This window comes from Bacillus sp. MMSF_3353 (assembly GCF_030733445.1).
Taxonomy (GTDB): Bacteria; Bacillota; Bacilli; order Bacillales; family Bacillaceae_G; genus Bacillus_A; species Bacillus_A wiedmannii.
In genome coordinates this window covers 38,605-58,349 of sequence record NZ_JASHJA010000021.1, presented here as the reverse complement: position 1 = coordinate 58,349, position 19,745 = coordinate 38,605, and the positions used below count along the sequence as shown (strand labels likewise).

At 38.6% G+C, this 19,745-nt stretch carries 33 protein-coding genes; 2 read left to right on the top strand and 31 right to left on the bottom strand.

The genetic code is table 11. The annotated features are described in order from the left end of the window. Positions 1-188: 188 nt before the first annotated feature. Positions 189-407 (bottom strand): hypothetical protein, encoded by a 219-nt coding sequence (locus tag RBB48_RS25080; RefSeq protein WP_000900297.1) that lies wholly within the window; start codon positions 405-407, stop codon positions 189-191. Positions 408-577: 170 nt separating this feature from the next. Here RBB48_RS25080 and pdaB point away from each other — a divergent pair, with 170 nt between their 5' ends. Continuing rightward, positions 578-1,342 (top strand): polysaccharide deacetylase family sporulation protein PdaB, encoded by a 765-nt coding sequence (gene pdaB / locus RBB48_RS25075; RefSeq protein ID WP_000464700.1) that lies wholly within the window; start codon positions 578-580, stop codon positions 1,340-1,342. A 127-nt stretch (positions 1,343-1,469) separates the two neighbouring features. Here the strand turns inward: pdaB and kbaA are convergent, their stop codons facing one another. After that, positions 1,470-2,081: a KinB signaling pathway activation protein KbaA gene (kbaA, locus tag RBB48_RS25070; RefSeq protein WP_098230821.1), complete on the bottom strand. Its 612-nt coding sequence runs from the start codon at positions 2,079-2,081 to the stop codon at positions 1,470-1,472. A 139-nt stretch (positions 2,082-2,220) separates the two neighbouring features. Between kbaA and gerD the strand changes: the two genes are divergently transcribed. Next, positions 2,221-2,838: a spore germination protein GerD gene (gerD, locus tag RBB48_RS25065; protein ID WP_087983920.1), complete on the top strand. Its 618-nt coding sequence runs from the start codon at positions 2,221-2,223 to the stop codon at positions 2,836-2,838. A 56-nt stretch (positions 2,839-2,894) separates the two neighbouring features. Here gerD and RBB48_RS25060 read toward each other — a convergent pair whose 3' ends face one another. The 29 genes from RBB48_RS25060 to rpsQ form a co-directional block, all read right to left on the bottom strand. Next, positions 2,895-3,962 carry an Mrp/NBP35 family ATP-binding protein gene (locus tag RBB48_RS25060; protein ID WP_000256609.1) on the bottom strand — a complete coding sequence of 356 codons (1,068 nt, stop codon included), beginning with the start codon at positions 3,960-3,962 and terminating at the stop codon, positions 2,895-2,897. 143 nt (positions 3,963-4,105) lie between these two features. Next, positions 4,106-4,819, bottom strand: coding sequence for an N-acetylmuramoyl-L-alanine amidase CwlD (gene cwlD / locus RBB48_RS25055; RefSeq protein ID WP_000822446.1), 714 nt, complete (start codon positions 4,817-4,819; stop codon positions 4,106-4,108). Positions 4,820-4,885: 66 nt separating this feature from the next. Continuing rightward, a complete protein-coding gene (locus tag RBB48_RS25050; RefSeq protein WP_001101006.1) occupies positions 4,886-5,314 on the bottom strand; it encodes a YbaK family protein in 429 nt (142 codons plus the stop codon). 162 nt (positions 5,315-5,476) lie between these two features. Further along, entirely contained in the window at positions 5,477-5,869 is a 393-nt protein-coding gene (gene rpsI / locus RBB48_RS25045; protein WP_000079986.1) for a 30S ribosomal protein S9, read from the bottom strand. Between the two features lie 21 nt (positions 5,870-5,890). Next, the gene (gene rplM / locus RBB48_RS25040) at positions 5,891-6,328 is read right to left on the bottom strand and encodes a 50S ribosomal protein L13 (RefSeq protein ID WP_001260795.1); all 438 of its coding nucleotides are present in this window, start codon (positions 6,326-6,328) and stop codon (positions 5,891-5,893) included. A 152-nt stretch (positions 6,329-6,480) separates the two neighbouring features. Further along, positions 6,481-7,224 (bottom strand): tRNA pseudouridine(38-40) synthase TruA, encoded by a 744-nt coding sequence (gene truA / locus RBB48_RS25035; protein WP_088061486.1) that lies wholly within the window; start codon positions 7,222-7,224, stop codon positions 6,481-6,483. Positions 7,225-7,238: 14 nt separating this feature from the next. Next, the gene (locus RBB48_RS25030; RefSeq protein WP_098230824.1) at positions 7,239-8,033 is read right to left on the bottom strand and encodes an energy-coupling factor transporter transmembrane component T family protein; all 795 of its coding nucleotides are present in this window, start codon (positions 8,031-8,033) and stop codon (positions 7,239-7,241) included. Further along, positions 8,021-8,902, bottom strand: a complete 882-nt coding sequence (locus RBB48_RS25025; RefSeq protein ID WP_000406519.1) for an energy-coupling factor ABC transporter ATP-binding protein — start codon at positions 8,900-8,902, stop codon at positions 8,021-8,023. The genes RBB48_RS25030 and RBB48_RS25025 overlap by 13 nt, the downstream gene beginning before the upstream one ends. Next, on the bottom strand, positions 8,878-9,720 hold the full coding sequence (locus RBB48_RS25020) for an energy-coupling factor ABC transporter ATP-binding protein (protein ID WP_137035281.1): 843 nt from the start codon (positions 9,718-9,720) through the stop codon (positions 8,878-8,880). The genes RBB48_RS25025 and RBB48_RS25020 overlap by 25 nt, the downstream gene beginning before the upstream one ends. Before the next feature lie 103 nt (positions 9,721-9,823). Then, the gene (gene rplQ, locus RBB48_RS25015; RefSeq protein ID WP_000331490.1) at positions 9,824-10,186 is read right to left on the bottom strand and encodes a 50S ribosomal protein L17; all 363 of its coding nucleotides are present in this window, start codon (positions 10,184-10,186) and stop codon (positions 9,824-9,826) included. A gap of 35 nt (positions 10,187-10,221) precedes the next feature. Continuing rightward, positions 10,222-11,166, bottom strand: coding sequence for a DNA-directed RNA polymerase subunit alpha (locus RBB48_RS25010; protein ID WP_000569644.1), 945 nt, complete (start codon positions 11,164-11,166; stop codon positions 10,222-10,224). Positions 11,167-11,346: 180 nt separating this feature from the next. Then, positions 11,347-11,736: a 30S ribosomal protein S11 gene (rpsK, locus tag RBB48_RS25005; protein WP_000101797.1), complete on the bottom strand. Its 390-nt coding sequence runs from the start codon at positions 11,734-11,736 to the stop codon at positions 11,347-11,349. Positions 11,737-11,760: 24 nt separating this feature from the next. Further along, a complete protein-coding gene (gene rpsM, locus RBB48_RS25000) occupies positions 11,761-12,126 on the bottom strand; it encodes a 30S ribosomal protein S13 (RefSeq protein WP_000090790.1) in 366 nt (121 codons plus the stop codon). Positions 12,127-12,147: 21 nt separating this feature from the next. Continuing rightward, a complete protein-coding gene (gene rpmJ / locus RBB48_RS24995; protein WP_000868344.1) occupies positions 12,148-12,261 on the bottom strand; it encodes a 50S ribosomal protein L36 in 114 nt (37 codons plus the stop codon). Between the two features lie 35 nt (positions 12,262-12,296). After that, on the bottom strand, positions 12,297-12,515 hold the full coding sequence (gene infA, locus RBB48_RS24990; RefSeq protein ID WP_001029884.1) for a translation initiation factor IF-1: 219 nt from the start codon (positions 12,513-12,515) through the stop codon (positions 12,297-12,299). A 68-nt stretch (positions 12,516-12,583) separates the two neighbouring features. Continuing rightward, on the bottom strand, positions 12,584-13,330 hold the full coding sequence (gene map, locus RBB48_RS24985; RefSeq protein WP_000582534.1) for a type I methionyl aminopeptidase: 747 nt from the start codon (positions 13,328-13,330) through the stop codon (positions 12,584-12,586). Beyond that, entirely contained in the window at positions 13,330-13,980 is a 651-nt protein-coding gene (locus RBB48_RS24980) for an adenylate kinase (RefSeq protein WP_001048998.1), read from the bottom strand. Before RBB48_RS24980 ends, map begins: the two co-directional genes overlap by 1 nt. A 56-nt stretch (positions 13,981-14,036) precedes the next feature. Next, positions 14,037-15,338 (bottom strand): preprotein translocase subunit SecY, encoded by a 1,302-nt coding sequence (secY, locus tag RBB48_RS24975; RefSeq protein ID WP_000490119.1) that lies wholly within the window; start codon positions 15,336-15,338, stop codon positions 14,037-14,039. Continuing rightward, positions 15,338-15,778: a 50S ribosomal protein L15 gene (gene rplO / locus RBB48_RS24970; RefSeq protein ID WP_000766083.1), complete on the bottom strand. Its 441-nt coding sequence runs from the start codon at positions 15,776-15,778 to the stop codon at positions 15,338-15,340. Before rplO ends, secY begins: the two co-directional genes overlap by 1 nt. Before the next feature lie 33 nt (positions 15,779-15,811). After that, on the bottom strand, positions 15,812-15,994 hold the full coding sequence (gene rpmD / locus RBB48_RS24965; RefSeq protein ID WP_001085232.1) for a 50S ribosomal protein L30: 183 nt from the start codon (positions 15,992-15,994) through the stop codon (positions 15,812-15,814). Between the two features lie 13 nt (positions 15,995-16,007). Continuing rightward, a complete protein-coding gene (gene rpsE / locus RBB48_RS24960) occupies positions 16,008-16,508 on the bottom strand; it encodes a 30S ribosomal protein S5 (RefSeq protein WP_000554646.1) in 501 nt (166 codons plus the stop codon). Between the two features lie 21 nt (positions 16,509-16,529). Next, positions 16,530-16,892: a 50S ribosomal protein L18 gene (rplR, locus tag RBB48_RS24955; RefSeq protein ID WP_000628818.1), complete on the bottom strand. Its 363-nt coding sequence runs from the start codon at positions 16,890-16,892 to the stop codon at positions 16,530-16,532. A 31-nt stretch (positions 16,893-16,923) separates the two neighbouring features. After that, a complete protein-coding gene (gene rplF / locus RBB48_RS24950; protein WP_000086550.1) occupies positions 16,924-17,463 on the bottom strand; it encodes a 50S ribosomal protein L6 in 540 nt (179 codons plus the stop codon). Between the two features lie 32 nt (positions 17,464-17,495). Beyond that, a complete protein-coding gene (rpsH, locus tag RBB48_RS24945) occupies positions 17,496-17,894 on the bottom strand; it encodes a 30S ribosomal protein S8 (protein WP_000245511.1) in 399 nt (132 codons plus the stop codon). Between the two features lie 29 nt (positions 17,895-17,923). Beyond that, positions 17,924-18,109 carry a 30S ribosomal protein S14 gene (gene rpsN, locus RBB48_RS24940; protein ID WP_001085700.1) on the bottom strand — a complete coding sequence of 62 codons (186 nt, stop codon included), beginning with the start codon at positions 18,107-18,109 and terminating at the stop codon, positions 17,924-17,926. 33 nt (positions 18,110-18,142) lie between these two features. Beyond that, positions 18,143-18,682 carry a 50S ribosomal protein L5 gene (gene rplE / locus RBB48_RS24935; RefSeq protein ID WP_001080829.1) on the bottom strand — a complete coding sequence of 180 codons (540 nt, stop codon included), beginning with the start codon at positions 18,680-18,682 and terminating at the stop codon, positions 18,143-18,145. A gap of 26 nt (positions 18,683-18,708) precedes the next feature. Further along, positions 18,709-19,020 carry a 50S ribosomal protein L24 gene (gene rplX / locus RBB48_RS24930; RefSeq protein ID WP_000558201.1) on the bottom strand — a complete coding sequence of 104 codons (312 nt, stop codon included), beginning with the start codon at positions 19,018-19,020 and terminating at the stop codon, positions 18,709-18,711. A 38-nt stretch (positions 19,021-19,058) separates the two neighbouring features. Next, the gene (gene rplN, locus RBB48_RS24925; RefSeq protein WP_000615912.1) at positions 19,059-19,427 is read right to left on the bottom strand and encodes a 50S ribosomal protein L14; all 369 of its coding nucleotides are present in this window, start codon (positions 19,425-19,427) and stop codon (positions 19,059-19,061) included. 43 nt (positions 19,428-19,470) lie between these two features. Continuing rightward, positions 19,471-19,734, bottom strand: a complete 264-nt coding sequence (rpsQ, locus tag RBB48_RS24920) for a 30S ribosomal protein S17 (RefSeq protein ID WP_000004106.1) — start codon at positions 19,732-19,734, stop codon at positions 19,471-19,473. Positions 19,735-19,745: the final 11 nt, after the last annotated feature.

Below are 19,745 nucleotides of genomic sequence, written 5' to 3'. Positions count from 1 at the left end.
TTCACGTTGTTTGTTTCGTTCAGTTTTCAAAGAACTACTTGGTCGCTCATTTGCGACTTCCTTATGTTAACATCTTCATTTTTCAATGTCAACTAAGTTTTTAAAATTTCTTTTTTATCGTCTTCTGCGTTTCCGCATCAGCGACGGTTATTAATTTATCATATAATAACTATTAACGTCAACACTTTTTAATAAAAAATTCTTTTCCTTACATAACGCATACACTCTTCTGCATTAGCGACTCTTCGAAATAAACAAAAAATGATTTTATATCTTTCTTCCATCGCCTTTTTTACAACGTCATGAATACGTTCATCTTCAAAATCAAATAGTAGTTCTTCTAACTCTCTCTTCAATATGTATTCCATTTCTTTTTTCTCTTCTTTCGTTAACATAAACCCAAGCAAATCATCACCTCAATCATTTCTTACAAAGCAATAAACGTTACGCTCATTTTCACTTATCAAAATCCTATCATTCATTATATCCACTGCTTACGATATTAATCCTTTGTTCTCTTTTTAATATTTAAAGCATATATGTAACTGAAAAGGATTGGACAAAGGGGCGTAATATTATGTTTTTCTTTTTTATTACGAGTAAACGAGCTTTTAAACACATTAGCTTAATAGTGATACTTTCCTTATTTACAGCATGGCTTCTCTTTTTGAAAACATATTCACATGAATCTGCTTTTTCAACTGCGACAGGACCTAAAGTTATTTACAAAGGAGACACCTCTAAAAAACAAGTTGCATTCACGTTTGATATTAGTTGGGGAGACAAAAAAGCAATTCCAATCCTTGATACACTTAAAGAAAGAGACATTAAGAATGCAACCTTCTTCGTTTCTGCTGCATGGGCAGAAAGACACCCTGATGTTGTTGAACGCATCATAAAAGATGGACATGAAATCGGTAGTATGGGCTATAATTACACGTCCTACACTTCTCTAGAGACAAATGAAATACGAAGAGATCTTTTACGAGCACAAGATGTTTTTACAAAACTTGGTGTGAAACAAGTCAAACTATTACGTCCACCTAGTGGAGACTTTAACAAAGCAACACTTAAAATAGCAGAATCACTCGGATACACCATCGTCCATTGGAGTAATAACTCAAACGACTGGAAAAACCCAGGTGTAAACAATATCGTTTCCAATGTCTCTACTAATTTAAAAGGTGGAGATATCGTCTTATTACATGCATCCGATTCTGCCCTTCAAACAAATAAAGCTTTACCACTGCTTCTACAAAAATTAAAGAGTGACGGATATGAGCAAATATCGGTATCACAACTTATTTCTAACACAAGTACAAAAAGTAAAGATGTAAGGTAATTCTTTTCCCTCGTGCCTTCACACATAAAAAGCTCTACTACCTATCATTAAGGTAGTAGAGCTTTTTTCATCCCGATATTTATATTCGTACAACCACCCTGCATAAAAACTCAAAAATCTCTCTTACTTAAGCCGACTTACTCGCCTTTCCAATTAAACGATGTAATATAAGTAACTGATATGCATTACATAATAAAAGTGGTATCACCATTAAATACAACCAATCTGTGTCATTAATACGAAGCGCTGGTACCCACTCAAGAATTGTTACAACAACCATAAAGAACAAAGCGGGCACAAATGCCTTTCTATTCGTTTCTTTACTTTTTATGTAAGCAACAATCGCCCCAAACACAAATAATACACCTGCAACAAGTATGTTATTCCCTAACGAAACTTCCCCATTTGCAATCAATATGGATCTTAAATACACGAAATCAAATAAAACGAATGCAATAAAGAAGAGCTGGACTGCATTCCATAAAGAAGGTGACCTGAACATCCCCAGTCCAAAACGATGGATTGTTAAATAGGCAAAGAACCCCATTTGACTTATAACACTAAAAATAAATCCTACACCCATCAACCAGAAGGAAACTGCTAAAATCTCCTTTCCGTCTAAATTTTGAAAAAATTTAGCGTACTTGTCCCACTCCAAAACAAACCCAATAATGACCGTGCTAATCCCACCTAGAAACAACGTCGTAAAAAACAGGCGTACCCACTTGCGGCTATTCACAACACATCCCCCATTATCCTTATATTTCTAATTAAATTGTATCAATGACAATTTCAAAAAGCTAGCCATGTTCATGTATAAATTCCTTAAAGATATTTATATTAAAAAGAGAGAACTGTGTTGAAAGGAGTTCCAACTTATGAAACGGATGCTGCTCGTTTTGACTTCTTCTTTTCTATTTCTTGTACTTGTAGCATGTGCACAAGGAAAAGAAGCAAAGTCCGAACTTGATTATGATCAAACGAAGAAAATGATTGTTGATATTTTAAAAACCGATCAAGGTAAGAAAGCCATTCAAGATGTGTTAACTGATGAAAAAATGAAACAAGCACTCATACTAGATGAAACAGTAGTAAAGAAAACGATTGAAGATGCAATGGTATCCGACAAAGGGCAACAATTCTGGGAAAAGCTCTTTAAAGACCCTGAGTTCTCATCGAAATTCGCTAAAAGTATGGGGAAAGAACAAACAACCTTAATGAAAACATTACTAAAAGACCCTGAATACCAAGCAGGCGTTATAGAAATTATGAAAAACCCTGAAGTAGAAAAAATAATGTTACAAACAATGAAGAGCAAAGAATACCGCCAATATTTACAACAAGTACTAACAGAAACTGCTGAAAGCCCACTCTTCCAAGCTAAGATGATTGATATTATTAGTAAAGGTGTACAAAAGGCCGAAAAAAGTGGATCTGATAAAAAAGAAGCAGGCGGTGAAGGTGGTTCCCAAGACGGTAAAAAGGAGCAACAGTAAAAATAATAATTATAATAATGAGTGGACAATATATGTATCGTCCACTCATTATTATTTTATTTTTGCGCGACAGCTATTTTATCAATTACTGTCTCAGCTATCGTACGATAAATAAGACCCGTCGTATGTGTATCTTCATATACCGAAGGCGCAAAGTCATCTTTATTCCAATCAGGTTGTTGAAGCGGGATTCGGCCAAGTACTTCTGTTTGAAGTTCTGTAGCTAATTTATCTCCTCCACCTCTTCCAAACACATATTCTTTTTCACCAGTTGTTTTACTTTCAAAATATGCCATATTTTCAACAACACCAAGAATACTATGTTCTGTACGTAAAGCCATGGCTCCAGCACGCGCTGCCACAAATGCCGCTGTTGGATGTGGCGTTGTTACAATAATCTCTTTACAAGCTGGCAACATTGAGTGTAAGTCTAGCGCAACATCACCTGTACCCGGTGGTAAATCTAAAACTAAATAGTCTAAATCGCCCCACTCTACTTCTGTAAAGAAGTGATTTAACATTTTCCCAAGCATAGGGCCTCTCCAAATAACCGGTGCATTATCTTCTACAAAGAATCCCATTGAAATTACCTTTACACCTAGACGCTCCACTGGAATGATTCTATCCCCTCTTACAACAGGACGTTTTTCTATCCCCATCATATCCGGTACGCTAAAACCATAAATATCAGCATCAATGATACCAACCTTTTTACCTAGACGAGCTAAAGCAATAGCAAGGTTAACAGAAACTGTTGATTTTCCGACTCCACCTTTTCCACTCGCCACTGCTAAAAATGTTGTTTTTGAATTTGGTGACAATAAAGATTCAGTTTGCTCTTCTTCCTGTTCCGGTGCAAACTGAGCTAATTCCTCTTCTGTAAATTCTGCAAAGCGAAGCCCTACTGTTGCTGCTCCTAGTTCTTTTACTAATTTTACAATTCCAGATTGCAATTGCATTTGTTCCGCTGTACCGGTTTTTACAATTGCAATTTTAACACTTACATGTTCCTTCTCAGGCTTAACTGTTACCTCTTTAATTGCACCTGTTTCTTTTAACGTTTTATGTAAAAACGGATCTACAATCCCTTCTAACGCTTCCACTACTTGCTCTTTCGTTACCATAGTTAGCCCAGCCCCCTGTATGAAAAATAACGTAATGTTAATTAAATTTATCTCTCTTTATTTTTGAAATAAATGCGTTTACATTTCCAGTATAACATATTTTCGGAAAACTTCGTTAACGGGAGAAACTCAAAAAATCCTCCTTATTCTGGAGGATTCCCTTTTTCCGTGAAATAACGTAATATACCACGATATACTGCAGCCGCTACCTTTTGCTGATATTTCTCCGAATTTAACATATACCTTTCGTTTACATTCGATAAAAAGCCAGCTTCAATTAGAGCACCTGGTGTTTTCGCATACTTCAATAAATACACATGAGAAATTGTTTTAGCAGAACGATTCGTATTCTCTAAACTCGTTCTCAATTCAGCTTGTATAAATTTCGCAGCACGTTCATTTTCAACCGAAGAACGATAGTAGAACGTTTGTGCGCCTTTCGATCCACTACTAGTTAAAGCATTTAAATGAATACTCGCAAAAAAGTCTACATCAGGCTTATTAATAATCTCTACACGCTTTTTTAAATCCTCTGCTTTACGTCTACTATATGATTTTGTATCTTTCTGAGCTAAATCATAATCTCCCTCACGTGTTAAAATAACTAGTGCACCTTGTTCTTGTAAATAATCTTGTACCTTCTTTGTAATTTCAAGCGTAATATCTTTTTCTATAATATCTTTTCCACCAACAGCCCCTCCGTCTGGCCCACCATGCCCAGCATCTAATACAATCACTTTCCCTGATAAGGGTAAATTCCAAGCTCGCCACGATTTTGTAATTTGAAATTCTTGTTTGACTAAAAAAAACAAAACAACCGCAGCGAGTGCAAAAGAGATAATTCGAATTCTCTTCATACCTTTCCTCCTCCAGCTAGTCCCTCTAATTACTTATATGGGACAAGAGGAAAGTTTATGCTTGTCTTAATGAAGCTTTAATCGATATCTTCTTTCACCTTTTTCATATCCTTCCTGCCACCATAAGCCGATAAACTGCTGGCAAGATTCAAAAAGTAATTCCTCATCTTGTAACTTAATTTCCCGCATAGTCATGCTCGTTAAAAATTGGAATAGTGTTTCCGTTAATTGTTGCTCTTCTTCTAAGGCTCTATATTTCACATCAAAGAATGATTCACCATAATAACCAAACTTACTGTATCTCGCTCCTAATAAATACGATTCTATCCCTAATTCAATACAGTAATCTTCATACTGACGATGAAGTTCCTGCATCTGAAAGGCATCCCTAATATTTGAACGTAATGTTTTTAATGATAATTCTCGCAGCATCTTCCGTTCATATTTCAACTGCTTTTCTTTTTGTTTTTCTTGTAAGCTGACAATGACATTCATAGTACTTATAAACCTCCCTAATACGTATTAGTCTAAACTTCTAAAGAAGAAGCATACGCGAGAGAATAGCACTAAAATATTCCAAACTACAAAAATTACAAAAGAGGAATGAAACATAAAAAAACCCCAACCAAAATGGTTGGGGTTTGTAGTTCGCAAAAATTAACGTTTTGAGAACTGAGGTGCACGACGTGCGCCTTTAAGACCGTATTTTTTACGCTCTTTCATACGTGCGTCACGAGTTAATAGACCTGCACGTTTTAGTGTTAGACGGTATTCTGGATCAGCTTTTAATAAAGCGCGAGAAATACCGTGACGAATAGCACCAGCTTGACCAGTGTATCCACCACCATTTACGTTTACAAGTACATCGTAGTTACCTAAAGTTTCTGTTGCAACTAGAGGTTGTTTCACTACTTCACGTAATGCAGCAAATGGGATATAGTTTTCAAAATCACGACCGTTAATGATAACGCGTCCTTCGCCTGGAACTAGGCGTACGCGCGCTACTGAACTCTTACGACGTCCAGTGCCATAGTATTGAACCTGTGCCAAAGTAAGCCCTCCTTTAATTGATTATCCGCGAAGTTCGTAAACTTCTGGTTTTTGTGCTTGGTGTGGATGCTCTGCTCCAGCATACACGTTTAATTTCTTAGATACTTGACGTCCTAAACGTCCTTTTGGAAGCATCCCTTTAATTGCAAGCTCTAACATTTGTACAGGGTAGTTTGTACGCATTTCTAGAGCTGTTCTTTGTTTAAGTCCACCTGGGTGGTTAGTGTGACGGTAGTAAATTTTATCGTTTAATTTATTACCTGTTAAATGAATTTTTTCAGCGTTAATAATAATTACATGATCACCCGTGTCAACGTGTGGTGTAAATGTAGGTTTGTTTTTACCGCGTAAAATAGATGCTACTTCAGTAGATAGGCGACCTAAAGTTTGACCTTCAGCATCAACCACATACCATTTACGCTCAACTTCGTTAGCTTTTGCCATAAAAGTCGTACGCATGTGTTTCCCTCCTCGTTATCTTTTCCATAGAAAAAATCTATTGTTTATCTTAAACACGATTTCCTTCCGGGGCTAATCGTGGTTTTAGAAACAATACCATATGTTATGATATACTTTTGAGTTTCTAATGTCAAGCAAATGTTACACCAGGATTAGTTGTTATAGTTTACCTGCCATAAGTAAAGTCCATGACCTGGAGCCATCTTTCCAGCAAACTGACGATTTTGTTTCGCTAAAATCTCTGGAATGCTATCAGGATCAAGCTTTCCTTGCCCTACGCTAAGTAACGTACCAACAATAATTCTGACCATATTATATAAAAATCCATTACCTACAAAACGAAAAATTAATTCATCGCCTTGCTCAATTAACTCAATTTCATAAATCGTTCGCACCTTATCTTTTTTGTCAGTTTTTGCCGAACAAAAAGAAGTGAAATCATGCGTTCCAATAAAATAAGGAATCGCCTTTCTTATAGAGCTTATTTCGAGCGGATATGGATATTGATATACGTAATTTCTACGGAATACATCCGCAGTCTTTGATAATAATACACGATAACGATATTCTTTTCTCTCGACACCGTAACGCGCATGAAATTCTTCTGTTTTTTTCTCTACCTGTCTGATAACAATATCATCTGGCAACATTGTGTTTAATGCATTACTCCATTGCCACTCTTCAAGCGACAACGGTGTATCAAAGTGTATGACTTGTCCTTTAGCGTGAACGGTAGAATCCGTTCTGCCCGATGCCTGAACACGAACAAGTGCTCCTTTATGCAATTTCTGCAAAGCTTTCTCAATCTCTTGTTGAACAGTACGATGCTGCGGCTGAATTTGATAACCACAAAAATGCATGCCATCATATGCAACCGTACATTTTATTCTATCCATTTCTCTATTCTCCATTACGATCGCACCCATGCCAAAATACAAGCTAAACAAAGTAAGCTTATTATCGTTACTGTATCACTTGTTTTCCAGTGTAGTTGCCTAAATTTAGTACGTCCTTCACCATTTTGATACCCACGTGCTTCCATAGCAATTGCTAAGTCCTCAGCACGCTTAAAAGCACTGATAAATAGAGGAACGAGTAGTGAGATAATAGCTTTCATCCTATCTTTTATCGGTCCTCCTGCGAAATCAATACCGCGTGAAGATTGTGCCTTCATTATTTTACTCGTTTCATCCATTAATGTCGGAATAAAACGAAGAGAAATTGACATCATTAATGCGATTTCATGAACAGGAACTTTTATACGTTTCAACGGCTTTAATAACGTCTCCAAACCATCTGTAATCTCAATAGGTGTCGTCGTTAACGTTAATAATGTCGTCATTAAAATAATAACGAAGAATCGTATAGAAATGTATATCCCTTGCTCTAATCCTTTTTCATGTATCGAAAACCAACCAAGCTGGAATAGTACTTCCCCTTCTTTATTTGTAAAAATATGCAGGAAAAATGTAAAAAGAAAAATCCATAGAATTGGTTTTAAGCCCGAAAGTACATAACGAATCGGCACTTTTGCAAAAAATAAAGCAATGAGTGCATATAAAAATAAAAATCCATATGAAATCGCATTATTTGCTAAGAAAACAACAAATACATATAAAAAGACAATCAGCAGCTTCGTACGTGGATCAAGTTGATGAATAAGAGACTTCCCTGGAATATATCTTCCAATAATCAACTGCTGCATGATTCATGACCACCTTTTCGTAACACCTGCACAACTTCATGAGTAAGATCCTCTAAAGATAAGGTAGCCTTTGGGATTGAAATACCAAACTTCTCTTCAATTGCACGTTTATACTTTAAAGACATAGGAAGATCCACGCCAATTTTCTCTAGTTCATCAGCATGTGAAAATACTTCCTCTGCACTTCCTTGCAAAAAGACCGTTCCTTTATGCATGACTACAATCTGCTCCGCATACTTAGCAGCATCCTCCATATTATGTGTTACTAGGATAACTGTAAGACCTTTTTCCTTATGCAGCTTATAAAACATCTCCATAAGTTCATTCTGCCCTTTTGGATCTAGTCCTGCTGTAGGTTCATCTAATACAAGCACTTCGGGTTCCATCGCCAATACACCCGCTATCGCAACACGCCTCATTTGCCCACCACTTAACTCAAACGGTGAACGTGTTAACAGTTCTGGCTCTAACCCTACAAGTTCAATTGCCTCTCTTGCCTTTTGCTTCGCTTCTTCTACAGATACCCCAAAATTAGTAGGGCCGAAACAAATATCCTTCTCCACAGTCTCTTCAAACAACTGATGTTCTGGGAATTGAAAGACAACCCCTACCTTTTTACGTAGTGGCTTTAGCTTTTTTTCTTTCTTTCCTGCCGAAATGAAATGTTCACCAATTTGAACTGTGCCATTCGTCGGCTGCAATAAACCATTTAAATGTTGAATCATCGTCGACTTACCTGAACCAGTATGACCGATAATGGCATAATAGCCCCCACTTGGAAACGACACGTCTACATCATAAAGTGCGCGTCTTTCAAATGGAGTTTTATATTGATAACGATGTTCTACTTTTTGGAATGTAATCTCCAAAGTTCGTTCACCAAGCTTTCCATTGTAAGATGCGTATTTTGCAAGAGAATTTCATTTCTTTTTAATAATTCTGCTATTTTCACTGAAAATGGTACATCTAATCCAATTTCTTGGAGCATATGAGAGGACTTGAAGATTTGCTTTGGAGTCCCTTCCTCTAATATTTCTCCCTTGTTTAAAATAATGACACGATCTGATTGTGCCGCTTCTTCTAAATCGTGCGTAATTGATAACACGGTAATACCTTTTTGATTAACAAGTTGTCTAACCGTCTCTACTACTTCACGTCTCCCTTGAGGATCTAACATTGACGTTGCTTCATCTAATATCAAAATAGATGGCTGAAGTGCTAAAACGCCTGCTATTGCCACTCGCTGCTTTTGCCCACCAGATAACGAATGAGGTTCATCATTAAGAAAATCTTCCATACGGACAAGTTTGAGAGCCTGATTTAATCTTTCTACCATTTGCTCTCTTGGCATTCCGATATTCTCTAAGCCAAAAACAACGTCGTCTTGCACTGTCGTTCCAACAAATTGATTGTCTGGATTTTGAAATACCATCCCAATTTGTTTTCGAACATCCCATACCGTTTCCTCTGATAAAACCATTGTATCATTTACTGTAATAGTCCCTGCTTCCGGCAAAAACAAACCATTCAATAATTTTGCAAGTGTAGACTTCCCTGAACCGTTTTGTCCAATAACAGATACCCATTCTCCCTCATACAAGGCAAATGAAACATCTTTTAATGCATAAGTGGCTGCCCCAGGATATTGAAATGATATATTTTCTGTCCGAAGTTTCTCTTTTTTCAATACAAGGCACCCTTTCCTTCGCCAAGTTAGCCTATTTTTATATTTAAAAAAAAGGGCCATGACCAGTTTCTTGAAAAGAACTGTCCTGCCCTTTTAATTATCATTATACTAACTCGATAATTACCATTGGTGCTGCGTCTCCGCGACGTGGACCAATTTTTGCAATACGAGTGTATCCGCCTTGGCGCTCAGCATAGCGTGGAGCTACATCAGCGAATAATTTTTGAAGTGCATCTTGACCAGTCTCAGCGTTAGCTACTTCATTGCGAATGAAAGCTGCTGCTTGACGACGAGCGTGAAGATCTCCGCGTTTACCTAAAGTGATCATTTTTTCCACTACAGAACGAAGTTCTTTTGCACGAGTTTCTGTCGTTTGGATGCGCTCGTTGATAATTAAATCAGTAGCTAAATCACGTAACATAGCTTTACGTTGCGCACTTGTACGGCCTAATTTTCTGTATGCCATTCGTAGTTCCCTCCTTTGTTGATGGGTTTAAATCCTCAGTCGTCTTTACGTAAACCTAAACCTAATTCCTCAAGCTTATGTTTAACTTCTTCTAAGGATTTACGTCCTAAGTTACGAACTTTCATCATATCTTCTTCTGTTTTGTTCGCAAGCTCTTGTACAGTATTAATTCCTGCACGTTTTAGGCAATTATAAGAACGAACAGAAAGATCTAGTTCTTCGATAGTCATCTCAAGAACTTTCTCTTTTTGATCTTCTTCCTTCTCGACCATAATCTCAGCATTTTGTGCTTCATCAGTTAAACCAACAAAGATATTTAAATGCTCAGTTAAGATTTTGGCACCTAAAGAGATAGCTTCTTTTGGCCCGATGCTTCCATCCGTCCATACATCAAGCGTAAGCTTATCATAATTAGCCACTTGTCCGACACGTGTCTTTTCCACTTGGTAAGTCACACGTGATACTGGAGTATAAATAGAATCAATAGGAATTACTCCTATTGGTTGATCTTCGCTTTTATTTGCATCAGCTGGCGTATACCCACGGCCACGCTTTGCAGTTAAACGCATGCGGAAATGCGCATTTTTTGCTAACGTTGCAATGTGTAAATCTGGATTTAAGATTTCTACATCACTATCATGAGTAATATCAGCAGCTGTGACAATACCTTCGCCCTGCACATCAATTTCCAACGTCTTCTCTTCTTCAGAGTAGATTTTAAGAGCTAACTTTTTCAAGTTTAAGATGATCGTCGTAACGTCTTCTACTACGCCCTCAACTGTTGAAAATTCATGTAATACGCCATCGATTTGGATAGCAGTAACAGCGGCACCAGGGAGTGAGGATAAAAGAATACGACGTAAGGAGTTACCCAAAGTAGTACCATATCCACGCTCAAGCGGTTCAATTACGAATTTACCATATTTAGCATCTTCGTTAAGTTCAACCGTTTCGATTTTCGGCTTTTCGATTTCAATCATTAACTAAACCCTCCTTCAAAACGTCGAAACCCCGGTTAAACAAAGGGATACCCCCTGTCTAACCGAAAGTCCCCCTTAGGCAGTTCCCGATTGTGCACAACAAGCGATGTTTCTGTACGAAATTTCTCGATAATGCATCATATCCATTATAGACAAAAGGGAAAATTCTATACAGAAAAATTACACACGACGACGTTTTGGTGGACGACATCCATTATGAGGAACTGGAGTAACATCTCTAATTGCTGTTACTTCTAGACCTGCAGCTTGAAGAGCACGAATTGCAGCTTCACGACCAGCACCAGGACCTTTAACAGTAACCTCTAAAGTTTTTAAACCGTGCTCCATTGCAACTTTAGCAGCAGCTTCAGCAGCCATTTGCGCAGCGAATGGAGTAGACTTACGAGATCCACGGAAACCAAGTGCACCAGCACTAGACCAAGAAAGTGCGTTACCATGAGTATCTGTAAGTGTTACGATTGTGTTGTTGAAAGTAGAACGAATATGAGCTATACCAGCTTCAATATTCTTTTTCACACGTTTTTTACGAGTGTTTGTTTTACGTGCCATTGTTAGTTCAACCTCCTTTACTTATTATTTCTTTTTATTTGCTACTGTACGACGTGGACCTTTACGTGTACGAGCATTGTTTTTAGAGTTTTGACCACGAACTGGTAAACCACGACGGTGACGAAGACCACGGTAAGAACCGATCTCCATTAGACGTTTAATGTTAAGAGATACTTCACGACGAAGGTCTCCCTCAACTTTAATACGATCGATGATATCACGGATACGTCCTAGTTCGTCTTCCGTTAAATCACGAACTCGTGTTTCTGAAGAAATACCAGCTTCAGTTAGAATTTTTTCAGCAGTTGTGCGACCAATGCCGAATACGTAAGTTAAAGAAATAACAACGCGTTTGTCTCGAGGAATATCTACACCTGCGATACGTGCCATTCTGAATGCACCTCCTTCTGATTAACCTTGTTTTTGTTTATGTTTAGGGTTTTCACAAATAACCATTACTTTTCCACGTCTACGAATAACTTTACATTTTTCGCAGATTGGTTTAACTGACGGTCTTACTTTCATGTCTCGAACCTCCTTAAAGATTACGGAGTGCTATATTATTTAAAACGGTACGTAATACGACCACGATTTAAATCGTACGGAGATAATTCTACCGTAACTTTGTCTCCTGGTAAAATACGAATGAAGTTCATACGGATTTTACCAGAAACGTGAGCCAATACGACATGCCCATTCTCTAATTCTACTTTGAACATAGCATTTGGCAACGTTTCAAGAACGGTACCTTCGACTTCAATTACATCATCTTTAGCCATTCAATAGTTCTCCCTTCTTCAAATCAGTAACATTTTACACTGCTCTGAAATCCCGGAGAGCCAGCTACTTATAAAGTGGTAAGGATTTCGTATCCTGCTTCTGTAAGAGCAATCGTGTGCTCAAAGTGTGCACACCATTTACCATCTACCGTTACCACTGTCCAGTCATCAGATAGTGTTTTTACATATCGTCTTCCTTGATTCACCATCGGCTCAACACAGATGACCATTCCCGGCTTTAATCTAGGGCCTCTATTTGGTGGACCATAGTGCGGGATTTGAGGGTCCTCATGTAAGTCTTGCCCGATTCCGTGACCAACATACTCCCTAACGATCGAGAACCCATTCTCTTCAGCATGGGTTTGAACCGCATGTGAGATATTTGATAATCTTTCGCCTGGTTTTACTTGTTCTAGACCAAGATACAACGATTTTTCTGTGACATCAAGTAGCTTTTGAACAGATTCAGAAATGTTTCCAACTGGATACGTCCATGCAGAATCTCCATGGTACCCATTGTATTTCGCACCAATATCGATACTGATGATATCGCCCTCTTCGAGCTTGCGCTTCCCTGGAATTCCGTGTACAAGCTCTTCATTTACAGAAGCACATATGCTCCCCGGAAATCCGTTGTATCCTTTAAAAGATGGCGTAGCACCATATTTTTGAATCGTCTTTTCCGCTATTTGATCGAGCTCTTTCGTTGTAATTCCTGGAGTAATATGCTGTTTCAACTCTTGATGAGTTAAAGCAACAATCCTGCCAGCTTCTCGCATGATTTCTATCTCGCGAGGAGTTTTGCAGATGATCATTACGCTAAGCCTCCGATGAGAACATCGATATCAGCAAATACTTTATTGATATCTTGCTCACCATTAATGCTTTGTAAGTAACCAAGCTCCTCGTAGAAATCAAGCAAAGGTTTTGTTTGCTTAATATTTACATCTAAACGATTTGCCACAGTTTCTTCATTGTCATCAGAGCGTTGATATAATTCGCCACCACATTTATCGCACACATCAGCTTTTGCTGGTGGATTGAATTCTAAGTGGTAAGTCGCACCGCACTCTTTACAAATGCGACGGCCTGTAAGGCGTGTTAATAACAACCCTGAATCCACATTAATGTTTAAAACATAGTCGATTTTTTTACCAAGATCTTTCATAATCTCTTCAAGAGCTGATGCTTGTGCAACAGTTCGTGGGAAACCGTCTAGTAAGAAACCTCTTACGCAGTCTTCTTGACTTAAACGTTCACGAACGATTCCGATTGTAACTTCATCTGGAACAAGTGCACCTTTATCAATAAAAGATTTTGCTTGTAGACCCATTTCAGTTTCAGCCTTCATAGCTGCACGAAACATATCTCCTGTTGAAATGTGAGGGATGTTATACTTGGCAACAATCTGTTCGGCTTGTGTACCTTTACCAGCACCAGGAAGCCCCATTAAAATTAAGTTCATCCTTGTTCCCCCTCAGAGTACATGAGCATGTAGGGAAGACAATTCTTCCCACTTACTCATTGCTTGATAAACCCTTTGTAATGGCGTTTTACCAGTTGACTTTCTAGCTGCTTCATTGTTTCTAAAGCAACGCCGACAACGATTAACATACTCGTTCCACCAATCTGTGCAGATGGAGGAAGATTTCCCAATTTCGTAAAGATAACTGGTAAGATTGCAATCGCTGCTAGGAAAATTGATCCTACAAAGGTCAAACGATACAAGATTTTTGTTAGATATTGTTCCGTATTCTTACCCGGACGAATACCTGGAACATATCCACCTTGTTTGTTTAGATTCTCTGACATTTGCTCTGGATTAACCTGAACAAACGCATAGAAATATGTGAAGGCTACAATGAGCGCAACATATATGATCATTCCCACTGGGTGAGAATAGTTAAAGTTTGCAATGATCCACTGCGATACATCATGATTCGGGAAGAACTGTGCAATAGTTGGAGGCGTAATTAAGAATGAAACAGCAAAAATGACTGGAATAACACCCGCACTATTTACCTTAAGGGGTAAATGTGTGTTTTGTGCTCCAGCATGATTCCCATTCCCTCCTGTTACACGCTTCGCATATTGAATTGGGATCTTTCTAACAGCCTGTTGAATGAAAATAACACCAACAATAACCGCTAGCACAGCTAGTAAGATCAATGCAACTTTAACGATACTCATGAACAATTGATCTCCGATATTTTGAAACTGTTGTTGATACACTTGAGATATAACACTTGGGATCGCTGCGGCAATACCGCCAAAGATAAGGATGGAAATACCATTACCTACACCTTTAGCTGTAATCTGTTCACCTAACCACATTAAAAATGCAGTACCAGCAGTCAGTACCGTAGCAATGTATAAATAAGTGCTCCAACCAGGATTCAAAATTAATTGCCCACCTACCATACCATTAAAACCAATTGACATACCAAACCCCTGAATAAACGCAAGAACAATTGTAAAGTAACGCGTGAATTGCGTTAGTTTACGACGGCCCATTTCACCTTGCTTCGACCATTCCGAAAATTTAGGAACAACATCCATCTGCAATAATTGCACGATGATGGATGCTGTAATATACGGCATGATTCCCATCGCGAAGATGGAGAAGTTTTTCAAGGCGCCACCGCCAAATGTATTTAGGATACCTAAGGCATTTAATTGATCTTGTGCTTTCAGTACGTCTCCATTTGTAAATGGCACTGGGATAAACGTGCCAATTCTGAATACGATTAACATCGCTAAAGTGAATAATATTTTACGTCTTATCTCAGCAACGCGCATAAAGTTGGAGATTGTACGAAACATTAGATCACCTCAACTGATCCGCCAGCTGCTTCAATTGCTTCTTTAGCACTTGAAGAGAACTTGTGCGCTTTAACAGTTAATTTTTTCTCTACTGCGCCGCTTGCAAGAATTTTAACACCGTCGTTTAACTTGCTGATAACGCCAGTTTCCAGCAATAATTCAGGTGTTACTTCTGTACCATCTTCAAAACGATTTAACGTTGATAAGTTTACAATAGTAAACTCTTTACGGTTAATGTTTGTGAAGCCGCGTTTTGGTAAACGACGGAATAATGGAGTTTGACCACCTTCGAAGCCAAGACGAACACCGCCACCAGAACGTGCGTTTTGTCCTTTATGACCTTTACCAGCAGTTTTACCGTTACCAGAACCGATACCACGACCGACACGGTTACGTACTTTACGAGAACCTTCTGCAGGTTTTAATTCATGAAGTTTCATTCCCAGGCACCTCCTTATATTAATGAGTTATCCTTAAGCTTCTGTTACAGTTATAAGGTGAGAAACTTTGTTGATCATACCAAGAATAGCAGGAGTTTCTTCCTTAACTACAGTTGAATTCAACTTTTTAAGACCTAAAGCTTCTACCGTCGCACGTTGATCTTGTGGACGACCAATTACACTACGAGTGAGGGTAATTTCTAACTTTTTCGCCATTTGTTTTCCCTCCTTAACCTAGTAGCTCTTCTACAGATTTACCGCGTAATTTTGCAACATCTTCAGCGCGCTTAAGTTCGCTTAATCCGTTCACAGTAGCGCGAATCATGTTGATTGGTGTGTTAGAACCAAGAGATTTCGAAAGAATATCTTGTACACCAGCTAATTCAAGTACCGCACGAACAGGTCCACCAGCAATAACACCAGTACCTTCAGCAGCAGGTTTTAAGAATACTTCACCAGCTCCAAAATGACCGTTGATTGTGTGTGGAATTGTTGTACCAACTAATGGTACAGCGATTAAGTTTTTCTTAGCGTCTTCGATAGCTTTGCGGATTGCGTCTGGTACCTCTTGTGCTTTACCAGTACCGAATCCAACATGACCGTTTTTATCGCCAACTACAACTAGTGCAGCAAAGCGGAAACGACGACCACCCTTAACAACTTTCGCGACACGATTTATCGTAACTACACGTTCTTCAAGTTCTAATTTACTTGGGTCAATGCGATGCATCAATTTTCCCTCCTTTGACCATTAAAATTGTAATCCAGCCTCACGAGCAGCCTCAGCTAGAGCTTTAACACGGCCATGGTATAAGTAACCACCGCGATCGAATACTACTTCTTTAACGCCTTTCTCTACAGCACGCTTAGCAACTGATTCTCCTACTTTCGTAGCAGCTTCAGTATTGCTAGTACCGTTAAGAGCAAGGTCTTTATCAAGAGTAGATGCACTTACTAACGTTACACCATTTACATCATCAATAACTTGAGCGTAAATATGTTGGTTAGAACGGAACACGTTTAAACGTGGACGTTCTGCAGTACCAGTAAGTTTAGCACGTACACGTGCATGTCTTTTCTTACGAGTCGCATTTTTATCAGCTTTAGTGATCATTCTTGTCACTCCTTTCTCTCACCTAACGGGTTTACTTAGCAGTTTTACCTTCTTTACGACGAACAACTTCGCCTTCGTAACGAATACCTTTACCTTTATAAGGCTCAGGAGCACGTACAGCACGGATGTTAGCAGCAAATTCGCCAACACGTTGCTTGTCGATACCTTTGATTACGATTTTAGTTGGTACAGGTACTTCAACTTCAAGACCTGCTTCCGGAGTCATTTCTACTGGATGAGAATAACCTACGCTTAATACAAGTTTATCTCCTTGTTTTTGAGCACGGTAACCAACACCGACTAATTCAAGTCCGCGTGCGAAACCTGTAGTTACACCTTCAACCATGTTTCCGATTAAAGCACGAGTTGTACCGTGTAATGCACGGTGTTCCTTCTGTTCAGATGGACGCTCAACTGTTAGTGTATTTTCTTCAATTTTGATAGACATATCAGCATTGAATTTACGAGTTAATTCACCTTTAGGGCCTTTTACTGCTACAGTATTGTCTTCTGCAATTGTAATAGTAACACCTGCAGGGATTTCAAGAATCTTTTTACCAATACGAGACATGTGGTCACACCTCCGTTCGTTTTAAATATATATTACCAAACGTATGCTACTACTTCTCCACCAGTTTGTAATTGACGAGCGTCTTTGTCTGTCATTACTCCCTTAGATGTAGAAACAAGAGCGATACCTAATCCGTTAAGTACACGTGGTACTTCATCAGCTTTAGCGTAAACGCGTAAGCCAGGTTTACTGATACGTTTTAATCCAGTGATTACACGTTCATTGTTTGCACCATATTTCAGGAAAATACGAAGGATACCTTGTTTGTTATCCTCGATGTATTCTACATCACGAATGAAACCTTCACGTTTTAAAAGTTCAGCGATCTCTTTTTTGATTTTAGAAGCAGGAACCTCTAATTTCTCATGACGTACCATGTTCGCATTACGGATGCGAGTAAGCATGTCTGCAATTGGATCTGTCATCACCATGTGTTTTACCTCCTTCCCATTTGTGGGTTTTACCAACTAGCTTTTTTAACACCAGGAATTTGACCTTTATATGCAAGTTCACGGAAACAAATACGGCAAAGCTTAAATTTGCGGTATACAGAATGCGGACGACCGCAGCGTTCGCAACGTGTATACTCTTGTACTTTAAACTTAGGAGTACGCTTTTGTTTCGCTATCATAGATTTTTTAGCCACGTTTTCGCCTCCTCTACTTAGCGTTGGTTTCCATTATTTTTGGAATGGCATACCGAATTGTGTTAAAAGTTCACGAGCTTCTTCATCAGTTTTCGCTGTAGTAACGATTACGATGTCCATACCGCGGACTTTGCTTACTTTATCATAATCGATCTCAGGGAAGATAAGTTGCTCTTTAACACCTAATGTGTAGTTCCCACGACCATCGAATGATTTCTTAGAAACACCACGGAAATCACGTACACGTGGTAAAGAAACTGATACTAATTTGTCGAAGAACTCATACATTTGCTCGCCGCGTAAAGTTACTTTCGCACCGATTGGCATACCTTCACGAAGACGGAAACCAGCGATTGATTTTTTAGCACGAGTTACAACAGGTTTTTGACCTGCGATTTGTGTTAATTCTTCTACTGCATTGTCTAAAGCTTTTGAGTTAGATACCGCGTCACCAACACCAGTGTTGATTACGATCTTTTCGATTTTCGGTACTTCCATCACAGATTTATAGTTAAACTTGCTCACTAGAGCAGGAGTAATTTCCTTTTGGAACTTCTCTTTAAGGCGATTCAATGAAGTGACCTCCTTTCTTAAGAAAATTATTTATCTAATAATTCACCAGATTTTTTTGCAATACGAACTTTTTTACCATCTTCTACTTTGAAGCCTACGCGAGTAGGTTCACCTGTTTTCGGATCTAAAACCATAACGTTAGAAACGTGAATAGGTGCTTCTTTAGTAATAATTCCACCTTGTGGATTTAATTGAGATGGCTTAGAGTGTTTTTTAACGATGTTAACACCCTCAACGATAACACGGTTTTGCTTTGGGAAAGCCACAAGGATAACGCCTTGTTTTCCTTTGTCTTTTCCAGTGATTACCTGTACTTTATCACCTTTTTTTACATGCATCTTAATTCTGCACCTCCTTAGCAAGGCAATACCTTAAATTATAGAACTTCTGGAGCTAAAGAAACGATCTTCATGAAGTTGCTATCACGTAATTCACGAGCTACTGGTCCGAAGATACGAGTACCACGTGGGCTCTTATCGTCTTTGATGATAACCGCTGCGTTTTCATCAAATTTGATATAAGAACCGTCCGGACGACGAGCTCCGCTCTTCGTACGTACCACTACTGCTTTAACAACGTCACCTTTTTTAACAACGCCACCTGGTGTTGCTTGTTTTACCGTAGCAACGATAATGTCACCAATGTTAGCATATTTACGACCAGAGCCGCCTAATACTTTAATTGTTAAAAGTTCACGTGCACCAGAGTTGTCAGCAACTTTCAAACGAGATTCTTGTTGGATCATGTTATGAAACCTCCCTTCGGACTAAAAATTCCGATTCGTCTATTTAGATAATAACCGCTTCTTCAACGATTTCAACTAAACGGAAACGCTTAGTAGCAGAAAGCGGGCGAGTTTCCATGATTTTAACGATATCGCCAAGTTTCGCTTGGTTTTGCTCATCATGGGCTTTGTACTTCTTAGAATACTTAACACGTTTTCCGTACAAGGAATGAGTTTTGTAAGTTTCAACTAAAACTGTAATCGTTTTGTCCATTTTGTCAGACACAACACGACCAGTATAAACTTTGCGTTGGTTACGTTCGCTCACTATGCAAACCT

What these genes read in the sequence shown, in the direction of transcription:
- pdaB (WP_000464700.1), top strand. Translation starts at nt 578, where the DNA reads ATGTTTTTCTTTTTTATTACGAGTAAACGAGCTTTTAAACACATTAGC.
- gerD (WP_087983920.1), top strand. Translation starts at nt 2,221, where the DNA reads ATGAAACGGATGCTGCTCGTTTTGACTTCTTCTTTTCTATTTCTTGTA.
- RBB48_RS25060 (WP_000256609.1), bottom strand. Translation starts at nt 3,962, where the DNA reads ATGGTAACGAAAGAGCAAGTAGTGGAAGCGTTAGAAGGGATTGTAGAT.
- cwlD (WP_000822446.1), bottom strand. Translation starts at nt 4,819, where the DNA reads ATGAAGAGAATTCGAATTATCTCTTTTGCACTCGCTGCGGTTGTTTTG.
- RBB48_RS25050 (WP_001101006.1), bottom strand. Translation starts at nt 5,314, where the DNA reads ATGAATGTCATTGTCAGCTTACAAGAAAAACAAAAAGAAAAGCAGTTG.
- rplM (WP_001260795.1), bottom strand. Translation starts at nt 6,328, where the DNA reads ATGCGTACGACTTTTATGGCAAAAGCTAACGAAGTTGAGCGTAAATGG.
- truA (WP_088061486.1), bottom strand. Translation starts at nt 7,224, where the DNA reads ATGGATAGAATAAAATGTACGGTTGCATATGATGGCATGCATTTTTGT.
- RBB48_RS25030 (WP_098230824.1), bottom strand. Translation starts at nt 8,033, where the DNA reads ATGCAGCAGTTGATTATTGGAAGATATATTCCAGGGAAGTCTCTTATT.
- rplQ (WP_000331490.1), bottom strand. Translation starts at nt 10,186, where the DNA reads ATGGCATACAGAAAATTAGGCCGTACAAGTGCGCAACGTAAAGCTATG.
- RBB48_RS25010 (WP_000569644.1), bottom strand. Translation starts at nt 11,166, where the DNA reads ATGATTGAAATCGAAAAGCCGAAAATCGAAACGGTTGAACTTAACGAA.
- rpsK (WP_000101797.1), bottom strand. Translation starts at nt 11,736, where the DNA reads ATGGCACGTAAAACAAACACTCGTAAAAAACGTGTGAAAAAGAATATT.
- rpsM (WP_000090790.1), bottom strand. Translation starts at nt 12,126, where the DNA reads ATGGCACGTATCGCAGGTGTAGATATTCCTCGAGACAAACGCGTTGTT.
- rpmJ (WP_000868344.1), bottom strand. Translation starts at nt 12,261, where the DNA reads ATGAAAGTAAGACCGTCAGTTAAACCAATCTGCGAAAAATGTAAAGTT.
- infA (WP_001029884.1), bottom strand. Translation starts at nt 12,515, where the DNA reads ATGGCTAAAGATGATGTAATTGAAGTCGAAGGTACCGTTCTTGAAACG.
- map (WP_000582534.1), bottom strand. Translation starts at nt 13,330, where the DNA reads ATGATCATCTGCAAAACTCCTCGCGAGATAGAAATCATGCGAGAAGCT.
- RBB48_RS24980 (WP_001048998.1), bottom strand. Translation starts at nt 13,980, where the DNA reads ATGAACTTAATTTTAATGGGGCTTCCTGGTGCTGGTAAAGGTACACAA.
- secY (WP_000490119.1), bottom strand. Translation starts at nt 15,338, where the DNA reads ATGTTTCGTACAATCTCCAACTTTATGCGCGTTGCTGAGATAAGACGT.
- rplO (WP_000766083.1), bottom strand. Translation starts at nt 15,778, where the DNA reads ATGAAACTTCATGAATTAAAACCTGCAGAAGGTTCTCGTAAAGTACGT.
- rpmD (WP_001085232.1), bottom strand. Translation starts at nt 15,994, where the DNA reads ATGGCGAAAAAGTTAGAAATTACCCTCACTCGTAGTGTAATTGGTCGT.
- rpsE (WP_000554646.1), bottom strand. Translation starts at nt 16,508, where the DNA reads ATGCATCGCATTGACCCAAGTAAATTAGAACTTGAAGAACGTGTAGTT.
- rplR (WP_000628818.1), bottom strand. Translation starts at nt 16,892, where the DNA reads ATGATCACTAAAGCTGATAAAAATGCGACTCGTAAGAAAAGACATGCA.
- rplF (WP_000086550.1), bottom strand. Translation starts at nt 17,463, where the DNA reads ATGTCTCGTATTGGTAAAAAGATTCTTGAAATCCCTGCAGGTGTTACT.
- rpsH (WP_000245511.1), bottom strand. Translation starts at nt 17,894, where the DNA reads ATGGTGATGACAGATCCAATTGCAGACATGCTTACTCGCATCCGTAAT.
- rplX (WP_000558201.1), bottom strand. Translation starts at nt 19,020, where the DNA reads ATGCATGTAAAAAAAGGTGATAAAGTACAGGTAATCACTGGAAAAGAC.
- rplN (WP_000615912.1), bottom strand. Translation starts at nt 19,427, where the DNA reads ATGATCCAACAAGAATCTCGTTTGAAAGTTGCTGACAACTCTGGTGCA.